This window comes from Mycoplasma leachii PG50, from assembly GCF_000183365.1.
GTDB classification, from domain to species: Bacteria; Bacillota_I; Bacilli_A; order Mycoplasmatales; family Mycoplasmataceae; genus Mycoplasma; species Mycoplasma leachii.
The window spans coordinates 90,457-109,347 of sequence record NC_014751.1; the positions used below are offsets into that span (position 1 = coordinate 90,457).

Sequence of the window (18,891 nt, forward strand, 5' to 3'; positions counted from 1 at the left end):
CTTTCTAAAAGTCTATATTTTCAACAAATTTAGCATTATCTTGAATATAAATTTTTCTTAATTCAGGATCTTCACCCATTAAATCTGAAAATACTTCATTTGCTAAAGTAGCATCTTCAAGCGAAATTTGTAACATAGTTCTTTGTTGTGGATCCATTGTTGTTTCTCATAGTTGTAGCGGATCCATTTCTCCAAGTCCTTTATAGCGTTGAATTGTGTACTTTAAATTATTAAATTCATTATTTTTTAGTTCATCTAATTGATTATCAGTATATGCATAAGCTATTTTTTTACCTGCTTCAATTTTATATAAAGGAGGTTGAGCTATATAAATATGACCATTAGCAACAAGTGGCTTCATATATCTATAAAAGAATGTTAGTAGTAATGTTCTAATGTGAGCACCATCAACATCAGCATCAGTCATAATTACTATTTTTTTATACCTTAGTTTAGATAAATCTAATTCTTCTTTTATTCCAGTACCAACAGCTGTAACAATTGATTTAATTTCATTATTCGAAAAAGCTCTAGCTTCAGTTACTCTTTCAACATTTAATACTTTACCTCTTAAAGGTAAAATAGCTTGAAATTTTCTATTTCTTCCAGTTTTAGCACTACCACCAGCTGAATCCCCCTCCACTAAATAAAGTTCAGCTATATTTGAATCTTTGGTTTCACAATCTGCTAATTTACCTGGTAATGAAAATGAATCTAGTGCAGATTTTCTTCTAGTTTCTTCTCTTGCTCTTTGAGCTGCAATTCTTGCTTTTTGAGCATTAACATTTTTATCTAAAATAGCTTTAGCGTCTTCTGGTGATTTTAATAGAAACTCTTCAAAAGCATTTCCAATGATTATATTAACTGCTTCTTTAGCATCAGGGTTTGAAAGTTTAGTTTTAGTTTGACCTTCATATTGTGGATCTGTATGTCTAACTGATAAAATACACATCATTCCTTCTTTAATATCATCTCAAGAGAATTTAGAAGGAGTTTTGTTATTTTTTATTACTGTATCAGCATATCTATTAATATCTCTAATTAGAGCTTGTTTTAAACCATCCTCATGAGTTCCACCCTCATGAGTGTTAATATTATTTACAAAAGTAATGATATTTTCTTGATAATCAGAATTATATTGAAGCGCCATTTCAACTTCAATGTTTTCATATTTTGAATCTACATAAAAAATATTTGGGTTTATTTTATTTTTAGTTTCATTTTTTTCTTTAATATAGTCTAAGATCCCATTTAAAAATAAGTATTCAACTGTTTTTTCAATTCTTTCATCAGTTAAAGTAATTTTTAAACCTTTATTTAAAAATGCTAACTGTTTAACTTTATTTTTAATAACTTCATAATCAAATACTACAGTTTCTTTAAAAATTTCAGGATCTGGTTTGAATTTAACTTTTGTTCCTCTTAAATCAGTCTGACCTAGTTGTTGTAACTCTGATTCTTTAGTACCACCTTCACTAAACAATTGATGATAGTGAATATTATTTCTATAGACTTCAACTTCAACATATAAAGATAAAGCGTTAACAACACTAGCTCCAACTCCATGAAGACCACCAGAAATTTTATAAGTCTCTGAATCAAATTTTCCTCCAGCATGCAATTGAGTAAAAACTAAACTTAATGCAGATTTCTTAGTATCTGAATTAATACCAACTGGAATTCCTCTTCCATTATCTTGGATAATTACTTCATTTTCTTTTGTTATAGTTACATTAATTAAATCAGCATATCCAGCCATTGCTTCATCAATTGAGTTATCTAAAATTTCTCATACTAAATGATGTAACCCTGTTTTTGAAGTTGATCCAATATACATTCCAGGACGTGTTCTAACAGCTTCTAAACCTTTTAAAACTTTAATCGATTCTGCACTATATTCTTGTGACATTTATTCCACCCTCTCAGCCATTTTCCACACTAAAAAAACTCTTTTACAATAATATAATTATACCTTAAAAACCTATCTAACTTATTTTAAAACTATAGTTTAAATAGTAAAAAAACCCTGTATTTTTAGATACAGGGTATACTATTGGAAAATATTAAACATTTTCTAAATTGTTGTATTTAATTACAACAAAGAGTTTTGTTCTTACCTATTGACGTTGTAGAAAAAAGGAAAATCAAGAAAGCTTATTTTAACTTATTTCTACATTTTTAATATAACATAAATACAAAGTTTGTAAAGTGTTTTTTTAAAACTTTTTCCAATATTTATTACTTAAAAAATATTTGTAAATCATTTTCTTATTTTTAGTTAATTTAGCTTTTTTATTTATTAAATTGAGTAATAAATTCTTTAATTTTAGATATTGGTCTCTCAAGTTCTAGTATTTCTTTATCTATAGATTTTTCTTTTGCTCGGTATTCCGAAATCCGGACTTTTTTTAATCCGTTAAGTTTTTATTAAAATTATTTTGTAATAATTTTTTCTGATTTATCTAATTTTTGCTTATTAGTTGTTATTTTTTTATAGATAAAATTATTTAAATAATAAGTGAATATATATCCACTTATAAACACACCAAATATACCGATATTAACCAACATATATTTAATAATTCCAATATTATATGTAGAAATAAAAGAATAAGGAATTTTATTTACTCAAATTTTATCATCTAAGCTAATTCCTGGTAATAATCTTAATAACAATCATAAAGCATAAAAGCATAAAATACTAAAAGTTTGTAATGTACCTAGTCAGATTTGTTTTTTAGTTTTTTGATCATTTAAAGGAAATAAGCTAAAATAAGTAACTCATATTATTGGAATAATTACATGAATTGTTAATGCTCTATATAAAGTTGGAAAATCTTTATCATCATTAATAATAGCTTGTCCCATTATAAATCCAGCTATATATAATAAGAAAATAAAAATTGATCATGAAGTAAAACTATATTCAGTGTATTTGTAAATAAAAATTTGTTTTGTTGTTAGCATTCTTGAAATTTTTAAACTACAAAAAATCATTACAAAAACAGCATATCACTCACTTAAAAAAGTAATATCTTGTAAAAAAATTACATCAGCTGATAATGTTTTTTTATGATATAAACCAAGTGATTTAGTAATAAAGTAAAGTGCTAAACAAGAAATAGCAAAAAATAATAATAAAGATGAAATTATTAGTTCAAGTTTAAAATTTCTTTGTTTTTGAAATTCTTTAAATCGTTTTAGCATCTGAACCTCCATATTTATTATTTATTATATTATTTATTCAAGTCAGTAATAAATAAACAAAAAAATACAAAACAAATGAACTAAAAGATAAACTAATAAAAATTGTTCATCCTATATTTGATGGTTGTAGGGATGTGTATAAAAAAGGTTTGTCAATTAAATTAACTTGAACTTCTGGTGCTGTTCTATAAGTTATTCAACTAATATAACTTATTCCAACAGCTAAAATTCTTCACATACCTATTAGTCTACTTTTTTTAGAAATAATCATATTAGTTCTAAAAAATATTAAATATAATAGCATACTAATTGGTAGTAAAAAATGCACATTAACAACTCTTAATAAAGCAGATCAATTACTAATATGTGCTGTTTTATTAATAATTGATATACCCATAAAAATTAATCCTGTTGAAATTAACATACTAATAATGAATAATTCTAATAGTTGAGCTTGATATAGTTGCTTTCTAATAAAGGCATTATATAAACATACACCAGCATAAAAAGTACAAATTCATAATCCTCAAATAGCAATTGAAGATGAATTTAAAGCTAATATTATATCTAAATTAGTTGCCTCTTCAACATAAACTACATTAAAAGCATGTGTAATTCAATAAATAAAATTAGTTATTAAATTAAGAATAAGAATTATTGAATAAAAAACAATGTCGCTTTTAATAGTTCTTTTTTGCATTTTCATTTTAACCTCTAATCATATCAATATACTATCAAATATTATAAAAAAAGAAAATAACAAAATTATATGCTTATTAATAAAAAAAGTGTTACAAAAATTTATAACACTTTTATTAACCTATTTTAACTTTAGTTGTTTCATCATCGTGAGGTTTTTTCTTTTTCTTTTTTTTGGTTTGTTTTTCTTGTTCTTTAATATCATCCATTCTAGCAACAAGTTGTAATAAAACATCTTTTGCTATAACTAAATGTTTTAGTTTTTCTGGATCGTTTATTTTTTCAACCATATTATTAAAATTTTGGTGAATTTGTTCAACAGTAATTGATGCAATATCAATATCATTTTGTAGTTCTTTAATTAGTTGAGTAATAGCTAGTTGATCATTTTCAGGACTAACTATCATCTCTGCTCTTCTTTCTAATTCTAAAACTAAACCTAACATTACATCTCTTTGGATTCTTAAACGTTTTAGTTTTTGTTTATCGTCTTTAAATTTTTCTTCTAGTTCATCAAAGCGTTTATTAATTGCTTTATTATTAATATCGCTAGTTTCTAATCCAGTTTCTAATAGAATTTCTTCTATATCTTTATCTGTAACTTCAATACGTTCTTCACGTTTTTCTTCATCTTCAACAACTTTTAAAATGACATTTGATAAGTTTTCAACAACATCATTTGCAATATTAATTTTCATTTTATTAAATAAATCAGTTGCTTGTTCAACATAAATAGCTAATGGATTATTTTGAGCATATTGTTGTAAATAAATTCCACTTTTTAATTTACCAGCAATATCTAGATGTTTAGTTCAATATTTATCAAAAGCATCTAAAATTATCTTTCTTTCCATACCAATAACAACATCTTCAGGTATATCTGAAATTCTTGCTTTATATAATTGCATCATAGCTTCAGCAATTTCAACAGCAAGATCCATTTTTTCTTTATTATTAAAATCATCAATTCTAAATTTATTTTTAGGAACTAAAACACCATCAATTACTTCTAATAATTCTTTTTTATTAATAGTTTTTTCACCATGAACTAAAGTTGAGTGTTTTTCAATTAACTCATAAGCTGTGGTAATTTGCATTTTTTCAATAACAATACTTAAATCATTTGCTTCTAAAATATCATCTCTTTGAGCATAAATAATTTCACGTTGTTGAGCTAGAATATTATCATAATCTAATACGTTTTTACGTTGATCAAAATTCATTCCCTCAAGTTTTTTTTGAGCATTTGTAACAGCTCTTGTAAACATTTTAGATTTAATATAATCATCACCTAAAGCTTTAAAACGTTGTCTTGTTTTTGGTGCTGTAAATCTCATCATTAGATCGTCATCCATAGAAATATAAAATCTTGATAATCCTGGATCACCTTGTCTTCCAGATCTTCCTCTTAATTGATTATCAATTCTTCTTGCTTCGTTTCTTTCAACACCAAATACACGTAATCCACCAAGTTCAGATACACCTTTTGCAAGTTTAATATCAGTTCCTCTTCCAGCCATATTAGTAGCTAAAGTAATTGCTCCAATTTCTCCAGCTTTTGCAACAATTTCAGCTTCTCTATCGTGGTTCTTAGCATTAATAGTTTCAAATTTTAAATTAGCTTTTTTTAAATATCTTGCAATTTGTTCACTTGATTCAACACTAGTAGTTCCAATCAGAATTGGTGCACCTTTTTGATGAGTTTCTTTAACATCTTCAACTAGTTTTTTTAAAGCAGCATTTTTAGATCCAAATGTTAGATCTGGTTCATCTTTTCTAATTACTGGTTTGTTAGTTGGGGTTTGAATAACTCTTGTATTATAAATTTTAATAAATTCTTCTTCTTCAGTTTTTGCAGTTCCAGTCATCCCAGCAATTTTTGAATACAATCTATAAAAATTTTGATAAGTAATTGTTGCTAAAGTTACAGTTTCTTCTTCAATATCAACATTTTCTTTTGCTTGTAAAGCTTGTTGTAGTCCATCTGAATAACTTCTTCCATGCATTATACGACCAGTAAATTGATCAATTAATAAAATTTCATTATCTCTAACTGCATATTCAACACCTTCTTTAAATGCAAATTGAGCCTTTAAAGCATTCATAATTAAGTGAAAAATCTCAGTATTTTCAATAGCAAATAAGTTTTTTAAAGAAAAGAATTCATTAGCCTTTTTCATTCCTTGTTCATTTAAATAAACTTGTTTTGATTCTAAATCAATGTCTAAATCATCATGTTCTTTTAAACTTAAAGCAAAATTATTAGCAGCCTTATATAAATTAATTCTTGTTGATGTTCCTCCAGAAATAATTAAAGGAGTTCTTGCTTCATCTATTAAAACTGAATCAGCTTCATCTATAATACAATAATTTAATTTTCTTTGTACTTTTAAACTATAATCACTAACCATATTATCTCTTAGATAATCAAATCCAAGTTCAGCATTAGTTGTATAAGTAATATCTTTACTATAAGCTTCTCTTTTTTCTGCTTTTGATAGTGATGATCCATTTAATCCAACACTAATTCCTAATAGATCAAAAACTTTACCATTAATTTCGCTATCTCTTCTTGATAAATATTCATTAACTGTAACAATGTGAACACCTTTTTGAGTTAAAGCATTTAAATAAGCAGGAAAAATTCCTGTTAAAGTTTTACCTTCACCAGTTCTCATTTCAGCAATATCACCAGAATTTAAAATAATTCCACCAATTAATTGCACTTTATAAGCATTTAAACCTAAAACTCTTCTAGCTGCTTCTCTAGCTACTGCATAAACTTCAATTAAAATATCATCTAATGATTTTCCATTTTCTAACATTTGTTTAAATTCTTGTGTTTTTAATAAAAAATCTTCATCTTTTAATTGGCGCATTTGTGGTTCTAAAGCGATGATTCTATCAGCAATTTTTCCAAATTTTTTTAACAGTCTTCTATCAGAAACCATTAGATCCTCCCAAGAAAATAAGATTGTACAATATAATAATTATATAGCAAACTAATTATATAGATTATAAAAATAAAGCATGAAAACTATTAACAAAGAAATTTATCAAAATGAATTTATTATTAAAAATTCTAAATTTAAAACAATAGCTACAAATATTAATTCAAAAAAAGAACTAGAAGAATTTTTAAATAAATATTCTGATTTAAATGCTAGTCATAATTGTTATGCTTATGTTATTTATGATCAAAAACTTATTGGTGGTTATTATGATGATCATGAACCAAAAAATACAGCAGGTAAACCAATTTTTAGTGTAATTAATAAAAATGAACTAGTTAATATTGTAATTTTAGTTACTAGATATTTTGGTGGAATAAAACTAGGAGCTAGTGTATTAAGTAGAACTTATAATAATGCAGCTAGTATGATCTTAAAAAATATTAAGTTTTTAGAAATTAAAACATATTATATTTATCAAATTAGTTTTGATATTAAAAATATTAAATTAGTTAATCATTGAATTAATTTAAATAATTTAGAAATTATTAGTAAAGAATTTAATTTAAATGTAGTTTATAAACTTCAAGCTAATAATAAAATAAATGAACAAAACTTCTTTAAGATTATTGATTTAAAAATAATTAAAAAGTAGTTTTTATTTTACAATTTTATAAAATTTCTATTTAGTTATAATAGTATAACTTTTTGATTATAGTGATATGATTAAAAAGTAAGGATTGAATAACAATGATTACAAATGAAACCAAACCAATTTTACTAATTGATGGTTATCATTTACTACATAAAGGATATTATGGTACTTTAAAAAGAAAAAAAGTATCTAAAAATAAAGATGGAATTATTATTAATGCCATTTATTCTTTTGTAGCAAATATTTTAAAATTCATTAATTCTAATCAATATCATTCAGTTATAGTTGCTTTTGATGTTGATGATAATTGCTGAAGAAAACAAATATATCCTGAATATAAAGCAAAAAGAAAACCAACCCCAAACGACCTAATACCTCAATTACAAATTGCTAGAGATTTTTTAATTGCATCAAATATTACTTGATATGAAAAATCTAATTATGAAGGTGATGATATTATTGGTTCTATTTGCAAAATAGCTAATAAATTAGGATATGAAGTTCAAATTTTAACAAACGATAAAGATATTTACCAATTAGTAAATCAAAAAACTTCTATAATTACAAATGTTAGTAAAAAAGAAAAAACTAAAATTATTAGAGAAAAAGAAGTTTATGAACATTTTTTATGTAAACCAAATCAAGTAGCTGACATTAAAGCTATTTTAGGAGATCAGTCAGATAATATTAAAGGAATTAAATATATAAAAAGAAAACAAGCTGAAGCTTTAATTAATAAGTATGAAAATGTTGAAAGTATTTTAGACCATATTAATGAATTAAATGAACCTTTAAAAACTATTATTTCTGAAAACAAACAACTAATTATTGATAATAAAAAGATCACTAAAATATTAACTAATGTTAAGCTAGGAAGAATAAATTTTAAACCAAATAAAGTTACTTACTATAAACTAATTAGATTTTTAAAAGAACAAGAAATGTATGCTTTTATAAGACTTATTAGAAAATATTTAGAAAAAAGTAATAAAAAAACAGTGAACAAATAAGTTCACTGTTTTTAGTTATAAGTATTAATAAATAACTTTTTAGTAGTTTATTAAAATGCAAGTAATTAATAAGTAGTTTGCTAATTGTTATAATTTTAGGTGACAAATATATCAGCGTAATTTTTAAAAAATATTTATAGGAGAAAAGATGGGTAATAAAATAACTAAGCAAAAATTAGGTTCTATTATTTGAGAATCAGCTAATAAATTAAGAAAGAATTTAGAAGCACATGAATATAAAGATTATATTTTAGGAATGCTTTTATATAAATTTTTATGTGAAAAGCAAACAAATTGACTATTATCTAATGGTATTTGAAAAAGTGATTTACAGTACTTAGATAATAAATTTGATTTTTCTAATTTTGAATTTGATAATAATACAACTTTAGATAGTGTTGAAGAAATTCAAGAAATAAAGCAAAGTTGTATAGATGCAAATGGATATTTTATAGAGTATAGAAATTTATTTAGTTCTTGAATAAAAAATAAAAATAATTTTAATATTCAAAATTTTCAAGAAGCATTTAATGATTTTAGTGCAAGTATTAATGAAAAATACAACTATTTTATTTAATGGAATTTTTTCTATTTTTGAAAAATCACTAGATAAATTAGGAAGTAACTCTAAAGAACAACAAGAGACAATTAATAATTTATTAGATACAATGAATAAAATTCCAACAGTAAAACAAGATTATGATATTTTAGGCTTTATTTATGAATATTTAATTGCTCAATTTGCTTCTAGTGCAGGTAAAAAAGCAGGAGAATTTTACACTCCACATGAAGTATCTGATTTAATGTCTAAAATTGTTGCTCATCATTTAAAAAATAGATCTATTATAAGTGTTTATGATCCAACAAGTGGTTCTGGTTCTTTACTTTTAAATATTGGAGATGAATTTAAAAAGTACAATAAAGGTTCATCTCCAGTTAGTTATTATGCTCAAGAGCTTAAAACAGAAACTTTTAACTTAACTAGAATGAATTTAATAATGAGAAATATTAATCCTTCTGAAATTCATGTTAGAAGAGGAGATACACTAGAACAAGATTGACCTATATTTGAAAATGAAGACCTAAGTACATATAAGCGTTTAACAGTTGATGCAGTTGTATCTAATCCTCCTTATTCTCAATCATGAAATTCAGAAAAACATACTAATGATCCACGTTATGTTGAATATGGAATAGCTCCTAAAACAAAAGCAGATTATGCTTTCTTATTACATGATTTATACCATATTGATCCTGAAGGTATTATGGCTATTGTTTTACCACATGGAGTTTTATTTAGAGGTAATTCAGAAAAACAAATTCGTCAAAAACTTATTGAAAAAGGCCAAATTGATACTATTATAGGACTACCTTCTAATATGTTTTTTGGAACAGGAATTCCAACAATTATAATGATTCTAAAAAAACAAAAACCAATTAATGATATTTTATTTGTTGATGCTTCTCAACTTTATATAAAAGAAGGAAAAAATAATAAATTCAGTCAGTCACAAATTAAAAAAATTGCAGATGTTGTAAACAATAGAATTGAAGTTGAAAAATTCTCAAGAATTGTTAAATTTGATGAAATTAAATAAAATGATTTTAATTTAAACATTTCAAGATATATTGATAATTTTAAAAAAACAAGAACAATATGATCTTCACTCACTAATGATTGGTGGAATAAGTAAACAAGAATTAGATAATTACAACAACTTTTTTAATGTATTTAAAAACATTAAAGATAAATTATTTAAATTAAACGAAAATAACTATTTAGACTTAAAAATTGATCAAGATCAAATAAGAGATACTATATATTCAGATGATGATGTAAATAAATATATAGATCAATTCAAACAATTATCAACTAACTTTTTAAATCATTTTAAAACTTTAATACCATCACTTGATGATATTAAAAACATTAATATAACAGAATTAGAAAAATCACTTACTGACTATATTTTTAACCAAATAGATGATATAGATCTAACAGATAAGTATGATCTATATCAAATTATTATTAATAATTTTAATGTTATTAAAGAAAACACAGAATTAATTTCAAAATACTATAATGACAATGATAATCAAAATGAAACTAAACAAGACATACATTTAGAATTATTAAAAGATGAATTAACAGTAACTTGAGAATCTAAAAAGAAGAAATCTGAGGATTTAGAAGTAAAAGACTGAAATTCAACTATTTTAGAACCTAGATTTATTAAAAATAAATATTTTAAAGATATTTATGATTTTTTAAGCGTTCAACAAGAACAAATAGAAGAACAAAATAGTGAAATTGAAAATGTTTTAAGTTTAATAGATGAAGAAGATAAAACTGACGAAATCTATGATTTTGAAAAAGAAAAATTCATTATTAAAGATGGTATAGAAAAATTAGCAAAATCAATTAAAAAATATAAACAAGTTATTGAACAAGATTCTTTAGAAGATAAAATAGTTCAAGTTTCTAACTTATATGAAAAACAAAAAGAAATTAAAGCAATATTTAATTTAACTAATAAACAATTAATAAATGATTCATATAATAAATATTTAAGTTTAACTGAAAATGAATTTTATGAGTTACTAATAACCAAGTGACTTGAAAATATTATTAAAACATTTGAACAAAAACCAATTGATATAATTGATAGTTATGTTTCTAAGTTTGAATTATTATCTAAAAAATATGAAGATACATTAGATGATATTAATAATCAAATTTTAAACAGTGAAAAAGAATTATTAGATTTATTAAAAGATCTAACAGGTGAAGAAAGTGATATGAGAGCTGTTAATGAGTTAATTAAAATTCTAGGAGGAAATTAAAATGAAGCAAAATGAGTTATTTCCAAAGATTAGATTTAAAGAATTTACTAACGCTTGAGAACAGGAAAAGTTGGGAGAAATATGTTCTATAAATTGTGGTTCATTAGATGCTAATGCTATGGAACATAATGGAAAATATGATTTTTTTACATCAGGAGTCGAAATTTACAAGATAAATAAATACGCATTTGAAGGGCCAGGAATTTCTATAGCAGGAAATGGAGCTAATATGGGTTATTTACACTTAACAGATGGCAAATATAATGCATATCAACGCACTTATATATTGCAAAACATCGAAGTTAATAGAATGTTCCTATATTGCACTTTATTAAATAATTTTTTATCAAAATGTGAAAAATTAACTAAATTTGGTGGAGTTCCTTATTTGGTATTAGAACAAATATATAACCACATGATTTTTAGACCGACCTATAATGAACAAACTAAAATATCATCATTATTTTCCAACCTAGATTCACTAATCACCCTTTTCCTGTTCTCAAGTGTTTGTTAATTTTAAGTTGTTTTTGGCTTTATTAAAATCAATATAGACTAAAAAATAGACTTTAAATTTGTTAATTTAGTTAATATTTAAAATTGATAAAATTATAAATAGAGGTTAATATGTCAATAAGTACGTTTCATACCTATCTTTTAGATAGCACAGATTATATAAAATATGTCAATAAAAGTTGAACTGGAGTAATATATAAAATTTCAAAAAATTTCATTAATAATGAACAAGTAAAAAATGAAATAGATCTTAAATCTGCTGGTATTTATTTTCTAGTAAAACAAGATATTACAAATAAAAGTGTTTATATAGGCCAAGCAGATGTAAGAAATGATAACACAGGAATACTTACAAGAGTACTAGCTCATTTTAAAGAACCAAAAACAAAAGACTTTGATTATGTTTATATTTTAACTAGTACAAATAATTTGCTAGGAGCAACAGAACTTAAGTATTTAGAGTATTGTTTTATTAATGGAGTAGATAATAAATTAATTAGTCTAAAAAATGAAAATTCAGGGAGTAAAGGGAATATATCTTTATATGATCAAAAACATTGAGAAGATTTTTTAGATAATACAATTACTATTTTTAGATCTATAGGTTTTGATATTTTTACAAGAAAAATAAATACTAAACAAGAATCTTTAAACCTATTATTAGATAACAAGCAAACTAATAAAAATAGTTATTTTAAAATGGTAAAAAAAGATAAGCATACAAAACAAATCTTAACTGCTTATTGTATAAAAAGAGAGGATAAATGAGTTGTTCTAGCAGGTTCTCAAATAAGATTGTTTTTTGATTTTTTAAATTATAAAAACTAACTTTTAAGTAAAACGACTTTAGTATATAAAATTATTATTAGATATTTTATAAATTTAAGAGGTGTAAAACTATTATGTTGAATGGAGAAATTGACAAAAAAGGACTTATAAAAAAATTAAAAAAATCTATTCAATCCAGAGAGTTAGCGGCTTTTATTGGCGCTGGAATCTCTGCTGATTCTGGATTTATGATGTGATCAAATCTACTTAAAGAGCCTGCTTTAGATATAGGTCTTAATATTGAAAAAGAGAATGATTTAGTAAGTTTAGCTCAGTATTATTCTAATGCAAAGCTTAGAAGTTCGATAGATGAACTAATTAAAGAAAATTTTGCAAAAATGAATATACCAACAAAAAACCATATACTACTTGCTCAATTACCAATAACTACATTTTGAACAACTAACTATGATAAATTAATTGAAAAAGGATTGGAAAGTCAAAATAAAAATCCATTTGTAAAGACTACAGATCAACACTTGCGTATCACAAATAGAAGCTTTGATGCAATAGTGTATAAATTACATGGAGATGTTGATAAGCCAGAAGAAGCTGTGATAACTAGAAATGATTATGAAGAATTTGGATACTATAATAGAAAACTTTTTAGACAAGTTCTTGAGGGTGATTTACTAACTAAAACATTTATTTTTCTTGGCTTTAGTTTTAATGATCCTAATTTTAATTATGTTATTGCTAGGCTTAGAGTCTTATTACAAGAATCTAATACAAGAACACATTATTGCATAATGAAACGAGTAAGTAAGCAAGAAAACGAAACAAACGAGGATTTTGGGTATAGGCTTGTAAAACAAAACTTACAAATTCAAGATCTAAGACGTTATGGAATATTTACTTGTCTTGTTGATGAGTATGATGAAATAACAGAAATTTTACAAACTCTTGTAGACATGTACAAAAGAAAAACAATTTTTATTTCTGGTAGTGCTGATAAATATGATGGTTTTAGAAATGAAAATGATGCCAAATTATTTCTTCATACATTAGCATACAAGTTAGCAGAAAATAATTATCACATAGTTAATGGATATGGTAAAGGAATTGGAGATTTCTTGCTTTCTGGAATAACAGAGTTTTGTTTGAAAAATAATAAGAAAATCTCAGATCATTTAACTGTTGCTCCATTTCCACAAAATAAAATTTCAAAAGCAAATATAGAAGAACTTTATATAAAAAATAGAGAACAAATGATAGAAAAATGTGGTATTGCTATTTTTGTTTTTGGAAATAAAGATAACAATAACGCAGAAGGAATGATAAAAGAATATCAATTAACAAATCAAAAAAAGTTAATTCCAATTCCTATAAAAATTACAGGTGGTAGTGCAAAGCAAATTTTTGATTTAGAATATTCAAATGATATTGATGAAATTAAAAATGCTATTGAGAAAGCAAATAGTGAAACTACAGATAACATAAACAAAATTGTAGAAAATATTATAGAATCAATTAATTTATTAAATAATAAGGATCTTAACTAAAATGGCGAGAAAAGTTTTTTCAGCTTTCACTATGATAATGATGTTTGAAGGGTAAATGTAGTTAGAAATAGCTGAGTTATTAGAGGGAAGAAAAAAGCGGGGTTTATAGATAAGGCTGAATTTGAAAAAACCAAACTTGAAAATGAGTTAGCAATTAAAAAATGAATTGATAAACAGTTAATGGGAGCTAGTGTTACAGTTGTTCTCATTGGTAGTGAAACATTAAATAGAAAATTTGTACAATATGAAATACAAGAAAGTATAAAGAGAAAAAATGGCATTATCGGAATTAGCATTGGTAGAATAAAAAACCAAAATAGACTTACAAGTATTTCTCAAAGTCCATATACAATAGTGAATGGATATAGGTTTATTGATATCTGTGACGGTTTTTATGATTATGTTCTAGATGATGGCTATTCAAATATGGGGAAATGAATAGAACAAGCAGCAAAAAGGAAAGGAAAATAATTTAGTAAATTATTAATCTCTTGTATTTTATTTTATAGACTCGGTACAAACTATGAATATTATTAACTAATCGTCTTAATATAAATGAGTAAATTTAAGATTTATTTCTTTATATTTTTTGTTGTATTGAATATATAAGCCCATCTCTTTTAGTTAAATCAAACATTGATATAAATGATATTTGTGTATTGCAATATTTAGTATTAGAAGTAATTAGAATTCTATTAGAGTTATTTCTATTAAATATTTTTAAATAGTCCTGCTCTTGATATAAATATATTTTTATAAATGTTATATTGAAGAATCGTTTTTACTATACAATTTAATTAAATTTGTAATGGATTAAAAAATACTATTTGTAAATCAGGTCGGAATCCCAACCTAATTTTCTATAACTTACATTGTTTATTTGCAAAAAATGTTTATATTAAATTTTTTATATGTAAAAGCATAATTTTATAAATTAATCTTTTTTATTATAAATATTTGAAATGTACTTAATTAATTATTATTTTCATATAAAAGAGTAAACTTTTTTAATAATAAAAAAACATAAAATTCTTCATCAAAAACAAAAAAATTAAAAAAAATTAATCCAATGATTAAAGAACTTGAACAATTATAAAAAAAGATATCTATAGTTTAAAATAGATATCTTTTTTGATGTTTAGTATCAATTGAATTAGTTATCCAGTATTTTTTTATATAAAGAATAATAAGATGATAATTAAGTATCTACTTATTTGTATCATTTTTATAAATATAGAACCAATTCCTGTGATTCTTGTAATTATTTTTACAAGTCCATTCTACATTTAATTTATAATTTATTTCATTTCAAATAAAGTCCTTCGTTTAATATTGATAACTATTTAAAAAAAATTAAGGTAATTTTACTCTCTTATCCAAGTTTTTATTTTTCTTCTATAAAGCTGACTTATATTGATTAATGGTAATTAGAGAGTTCAGAATAGAAAATAATATTGTTATTTTCTCTTGTTAAACAATACCAATACTAAAAGACTTAATGACTAAAATTTATCTTTTATTAGAATAAATCTTTAAATTTTTATTAGCTAATAATTGTGTTTTATTAATAATTTTTATATGATGTATATCATCACCAACTTTTTAACATTAAGTCAAGAAGATATAATTTAATATAAAATTACATTCAATTAATTGTCTCTTATTTTTAGTATGCTTTTTGTTATACACATGCATACAATTTATTAATTGAAAGTATGTAACTATCGTTTTTTTAAGAATAATATTTTTTATCTATAATTTCACAATTATAAGTGTATTTTTATAAGTGAAATATTTAAAAATCGTTTTTAGCTACAAAATTAAATCAAAATTGCAATGGATAAAAATAATTAGGTCAGAATTCTGACCTAATATTTTATGGATAGTTTTTTATTATAATTATAAAAATATTTCAATTTATTTAAGCTTGAAGAAGTTGTGAATTTGGTCTTTAATTTATGTTTCTTTTTAAATTTAAAAAAAATAAAACTCGCCTCACTTTTATGAGCAACGCTAGTCTAATTCTTATGTTATAGAGTCTAAGCCTTTGATTATTGTAATTTTATATTAGTAAATCTAATAATATGAATTTATAAAAACAAGTTAAAAAAACAATGGAATTCCATATAAATTTTTTGTAGAAAGATTTGATATTGTGTGTTTTGTACATTGATCTAAAAATTTTTACTAGATCCTGAGGCATTGAACTTATAGAATTGCTTTTAGCAGTTCTTTTTAATATAAAAAAGATACGTATTTTCATTACTTTCTAATAAACTTTTTAAAATTAAGGGCAAAATTACCCTTTTTGTTAAAAAGTTAAACAAATTATTTATTAATAACTATTTTAGTTTTAATCCTAAAGTATAAAAATATAGTTTAAAACAAGTACAATATTTAAATATGCTTAAATACTTTAGTGATTAATTTATTATATGTTTATAGTCAGAAATTCCATATATTTTTTATGTAATAAAATTAATAGTTAAATATCTTAGTATAAAAAGTTTTATATTAGACTATCTAAAAAACTATCATCTAATAAAAATTTTTCTAGTCCTACGTATAATATTCCATTATCATCATGTCTTGGAATTATATTTTCTTTAACAATAACTATCTTTTTAAACGAATCATTTACATTTATTAATGATTGCGTTTCTTGTTGGCGTTTTTCTAGTGTATCAACATTTAAAGCTGACTGAATATAGTATCTTTGGTGAGATATATTAACAATAAAATCGATTTCTAATTGTGCTCTTTTTAACGCTTCACCATCTTTTTGTCTGATTTCAACAACACCAACATCTACACTATATCCTCTTCTTATTAAATCATTATAAATAATGTTTTCCATAATATGTGATTCTTCGTTTTGTTTAAAGTTTAATCAAGCGTTTCTTAATCCAATATCAGTAAAGTAATATTTTAAAGGTGTAGTAAAATATTTACCTCCTTTAACATCATATCTTTGAGCTTTAAAAATAATAAAAGACTCTTCAAAATAATCTAAGTAATTAGAAATGGTGCTAGAAGATATTTTTATTTCCATACTAGATAAAAATCTTCTAGATAATTTATTTGGATTTGTAAGTGAACCTATTGAAGAAGAAATAAAATTTAATAAAGTTTCTAGTATTAGTTTGTCCTTATAAATATTATGTCTATCTAATATATCTTTAATATAAATTTTTTCAAATAAATCTTTTAAATACTCAGTTTTTTTCTTGTCTAGCTGAATATTATAAACTTCAGGTAATCCACCATATAACATATAATGATTTAAAGCTTGTTTTTTATCTTCAAAAAGATCTTGTATTTCAAAAAAAGATAAAGGACTAACATAAATTTCATCACCACGTCCCCTAAATTGAGTAAAAACATCAGTTGATAGCATCTTAGAGTTACTTCCTGTTACATAAACATCAACATTATCTTTTTTAACTAAACTTAATAACACATCAACAAAACTAACATCATAACTACTATTTTGAAAATAAGGATTTTTAATTATTTCACAATATTGTATTTCATCAATAAGCACATAGTATTGTTTGTTTTCATCTATTATTCTAGATTTTATATATTCATTTAATTTTAAGGGTTGTCTATACTCTAAAAAGTCTATATCATCTAGTGCAATAGTAATAATTTGATCTTTTTCTACTTGTTTAGAAAGTAAGTAATTATAAAATAATTTGAAAAGTATATATGATTTACCCGATCTTCTTATCCCTGTAATAATTTTTACTTTTTTATTGTTCATTTTTTCTATAAGCATATTTAAATAAAAATCTCTTTTTATTTCCATAAACACCTCTTCAGAGTTTCTTTTTATTGTTTTTCAATAAACTTTTTAAAATTAACGGCAAAATTACCTCTTTTATTAAATTTTATCTTGTTTTTATATCACTTTCCAAAGAACTTTTTAAAATTAACGGCAAAATCACCCTTTTTGTTAAATTTTAGTCTAGAAAGTGTAATAAATCTTGTAAAAAATCAACATCATTTTTAAAAATACTAATCATAAAACTATTATTTTATAGCTCAAATTTATAAAAAATATTATAACTTGTTACTTTCTGATAAACTTTTTAAAATTAACGGCAAAATCACCCTTTTTGTTAAATTTTAGTCTAGAAAGTGTAATAAATCTTGTAAAAAATCAACATCATTTTTAAAAATACTAATCATAAAACTATTATTTTATAGCTCAAATTTATAAAAAATATTATAACTTGTTACTTTCTGATAAACTTTTTAAAATTAACGGCAAAATCACCCTTTTTGTTAAAAAGTTAAACAAATTATTTATTAAGAATTAATTTAGATAAAAATATAGTTCTAAATAAGTACAATAATATAGGTGAATATCTGAATTTTATATTATTAGTGGAGCTGTTATGAGTTATTATTATAGACATAATTTTAGTTTTAGTTATCATGGCTTGCAAAGAGCTAAAGAAAGGCTTAAACTAAAAGATAAAAAAGATTATGAAGTAAAAGAAATCTGTTTAGAACATATTAGAAATTCAACTAAAAGTTTTATGTCAGGTAACGAAATTTATATTTCAGCTTCTAATACTAATATCTTTTTTGTAGTTAATAAACAAAATAACTTAATTATAACAGTAACTGAAATTTCAGCTGAAAAACAGCTTAGAATGCATGGTGTATAA

14 protein-coding genes and 1 pseudogene are annotated in these 18,891 nt (G+C 23.4%); 10 read left to right on the plus strand and 5 right to left on the minus strand.

Going from position 1 to position 18,891, the window contains the following annotated elements; translation table 4 throughout:
• Positions 1 to 4: 4 nt before the first annotated feature.
• The 4 genes from gyrB to secA all read right to left on the minus strand — a co-directional run bounded on the left by gyrB (position 5) and on the right by secA (position 6,857).
• Positions 5 to 1,909, minus strand: a complete 1,905-nt coding sequence (gyrB, locus tag MSB_RS00400; protein ID WP_013447402.1) for a DNA topoisomerase (ATP-hydrolyzing) subunit B — start codon at positions 1,907 to 1,909, stop codon at positions 5 to 7.
• Between the two features lie 524 nt (positions 1,910 to 2,433).
• Positions 2,434 to 3,207: a hypothetical protein gene (locus MSB_RS00405; RefSeq protein ID WP_013447403.1), complete on the minus strand. Its 774-nt coding sequence runs from the start codon at positions 3,205 to 3,207 to the stop codon at positions 2,434 to 2,436.
• On the minus strand, positions 3,191 to 3,913 hold the full coding sequence (locus MSB_RS00410) for a hypothetical protein (protein WP_014584329.1): 723 nt from the start codon (positions 3,911 to 3,913) through the stop codon (positions 3,191 to 3,193). The genes MSB_RS00405 and MSB_RS00410 overlap by 17 nt, the downstream gene beginning before the upstream one ends.
• 109 nt (positions 3,914 to 4,022) lie before the next feature.
• Entirely contained in the window at positions 4,023 to 6,857 is a 2,835-nt protein-coding gene (gene secA / locus MSB_RS00415; RefSeq protein ID WP_013447405.1) for a preprotein translocase subunit SecA, read from the minus strand.
• Between the two features lie 79 nt (positions 6,858 to 6,936).
• Here secA and MSB_RS00420 point away from each other — a divergent pair, with 79 nt between their 5' ends.
• The 9 genes and pseudogenes from MSB_RS00420 to MSB_RS00450 form a co-directional block, all read left to right on the plus strand.
• A complete protein-coding gene (locus tag MSB_RS00420) occupies positions 6,937 to 7,512 on the plus strand; it encodes an IMPACT family protein (RefSeq protein ID WP_013447406.1) in 576 nt (191 codons plus the stop codon).
• Between the two features lie 95 nt (positions 7,513 to 7,607).
• The gene (locus MSB_RS00425) at positions 7,608 to 8,522 is read left to right on the plus strand and encodes a 5'-3' exonuclease (protein WP_013447407.1); all 915 of its coding nucleotides are present in this window, start codon (positions 7,608 to 7,610) and stop codon (positions 8,520 to 8,522) included.
• A gap of 148 nt (positions 8,523 to 8,670) precedes the next feature.
• Positions 8,671 to 9,099, plus strand: a complete 429-nt coding sequence (locus tag MSB_RS05370) for a type I restriction-modification system subunit M N-terminal domain-containing protein (RefSeq protein ID WP_013447408.1) — start codon at positions 8,671 to 8,673, stop codon at positions 9,097 to 9,099.
• Positions 9,053 to 10,120 carry a type I restriction-modification system subunit M gene (locus tag MSB_RS05375; protein ID WP_013447409.1) on the plus strand — a complete coding sequence of 356 codons (1,068 nt, stop codon included), beginning with the start codon at positions 9,053 to 9,055 and terminating at the stop codon, positions 10,118 to 10,120. The genes MSB_RS05370 and MSB_RS05375 overlap by 47 nt, the downstream gene beginning before the upstream one ends.
• A 31-nt stretch (positions 10,121 to 10,151) precedes the next feature.
• Complete coding sequence (locus MSB_RS05380; RefSeq protein ID WP_013447410.1) at positions 10,152 to 11,366, plus strand: hypothetical protein; 1,215 nt, start codon at positions 10,152 to 10,154, stop codon at positions 11,364 to 11,366.
• 1 nt (position 11,367) lies between these two features.
• On the plus strand, positions 11,368 to 11,883 hold the full coding sequence (locus MSB_RS00435) for a restriction endonuclease subunit S (RefSeq protein WP_013447411.1): 516 nt from the start codon (positions 11,368 to 11,370) through the stop codon (positions 11,881 to 11,883).
• 110 nt (positions 11,884 to 11,993) lie between these two features.
• Positions 11,994 to 12,710, plus strand: coding sequence for a GIY-YIG nuclease family protein (locus MSB_RS00440; RefSeq protein WP_013447412.1), 717 nt, complete (start codon positions 11,994 to 11,996; stop codon positions 12,708 to 12,710).
• Positions 12,711 to 12,784: 74 nt separating this feature from the next.
• Entirely contained in the window at positions 12,785 to 14,212 is a 1,428-nt protein-coding gene (locus MSB_RS00445) for an SIR2 family protein (RefSeq protein WP_013447413.1), read from the plus strand.
• A 27-nt stretch (positions 14,213 to 14,239) separates the two neighbouring features.
• Positions 14,240 to 14,683: pseudogene (locus MSB_RS00450) on the plus strand (TIR domain-containing protein); the annotation flags it as partial.
• A gap of 2,038 nt (positions 14,684 to 16,721) precedes the next feature.
• Here MSB_RS00450 and MSB_RS00455 read toward each other — a convergent pair.
• Positions 16,722 to 18,023 carry an ATP-binding protein gene (locus MSB_RS00455; protein ID WP_013447414.1) on the minus strand — a complete coding sequence of 434 codons (1,302 nt, stop codon included), beginning with the start codon at positions 18,021 to 18,023 and terminating at the stop codon, positions 16,722 to 16,724.
• Between the two features lie 592 nt (positions 18,024 to 18,615).
• Between MSB_RS00455 and MSB_RS00460 the strand changes: the two genes are divergently transcribed.
• Entirely contained in the window at positions 18,616 to 18,891 is a 276-nt protein-coding gene (locus MSB_RS00460; protein ID WP_011166305.1) for a hypothetical protein, read from the plus strand.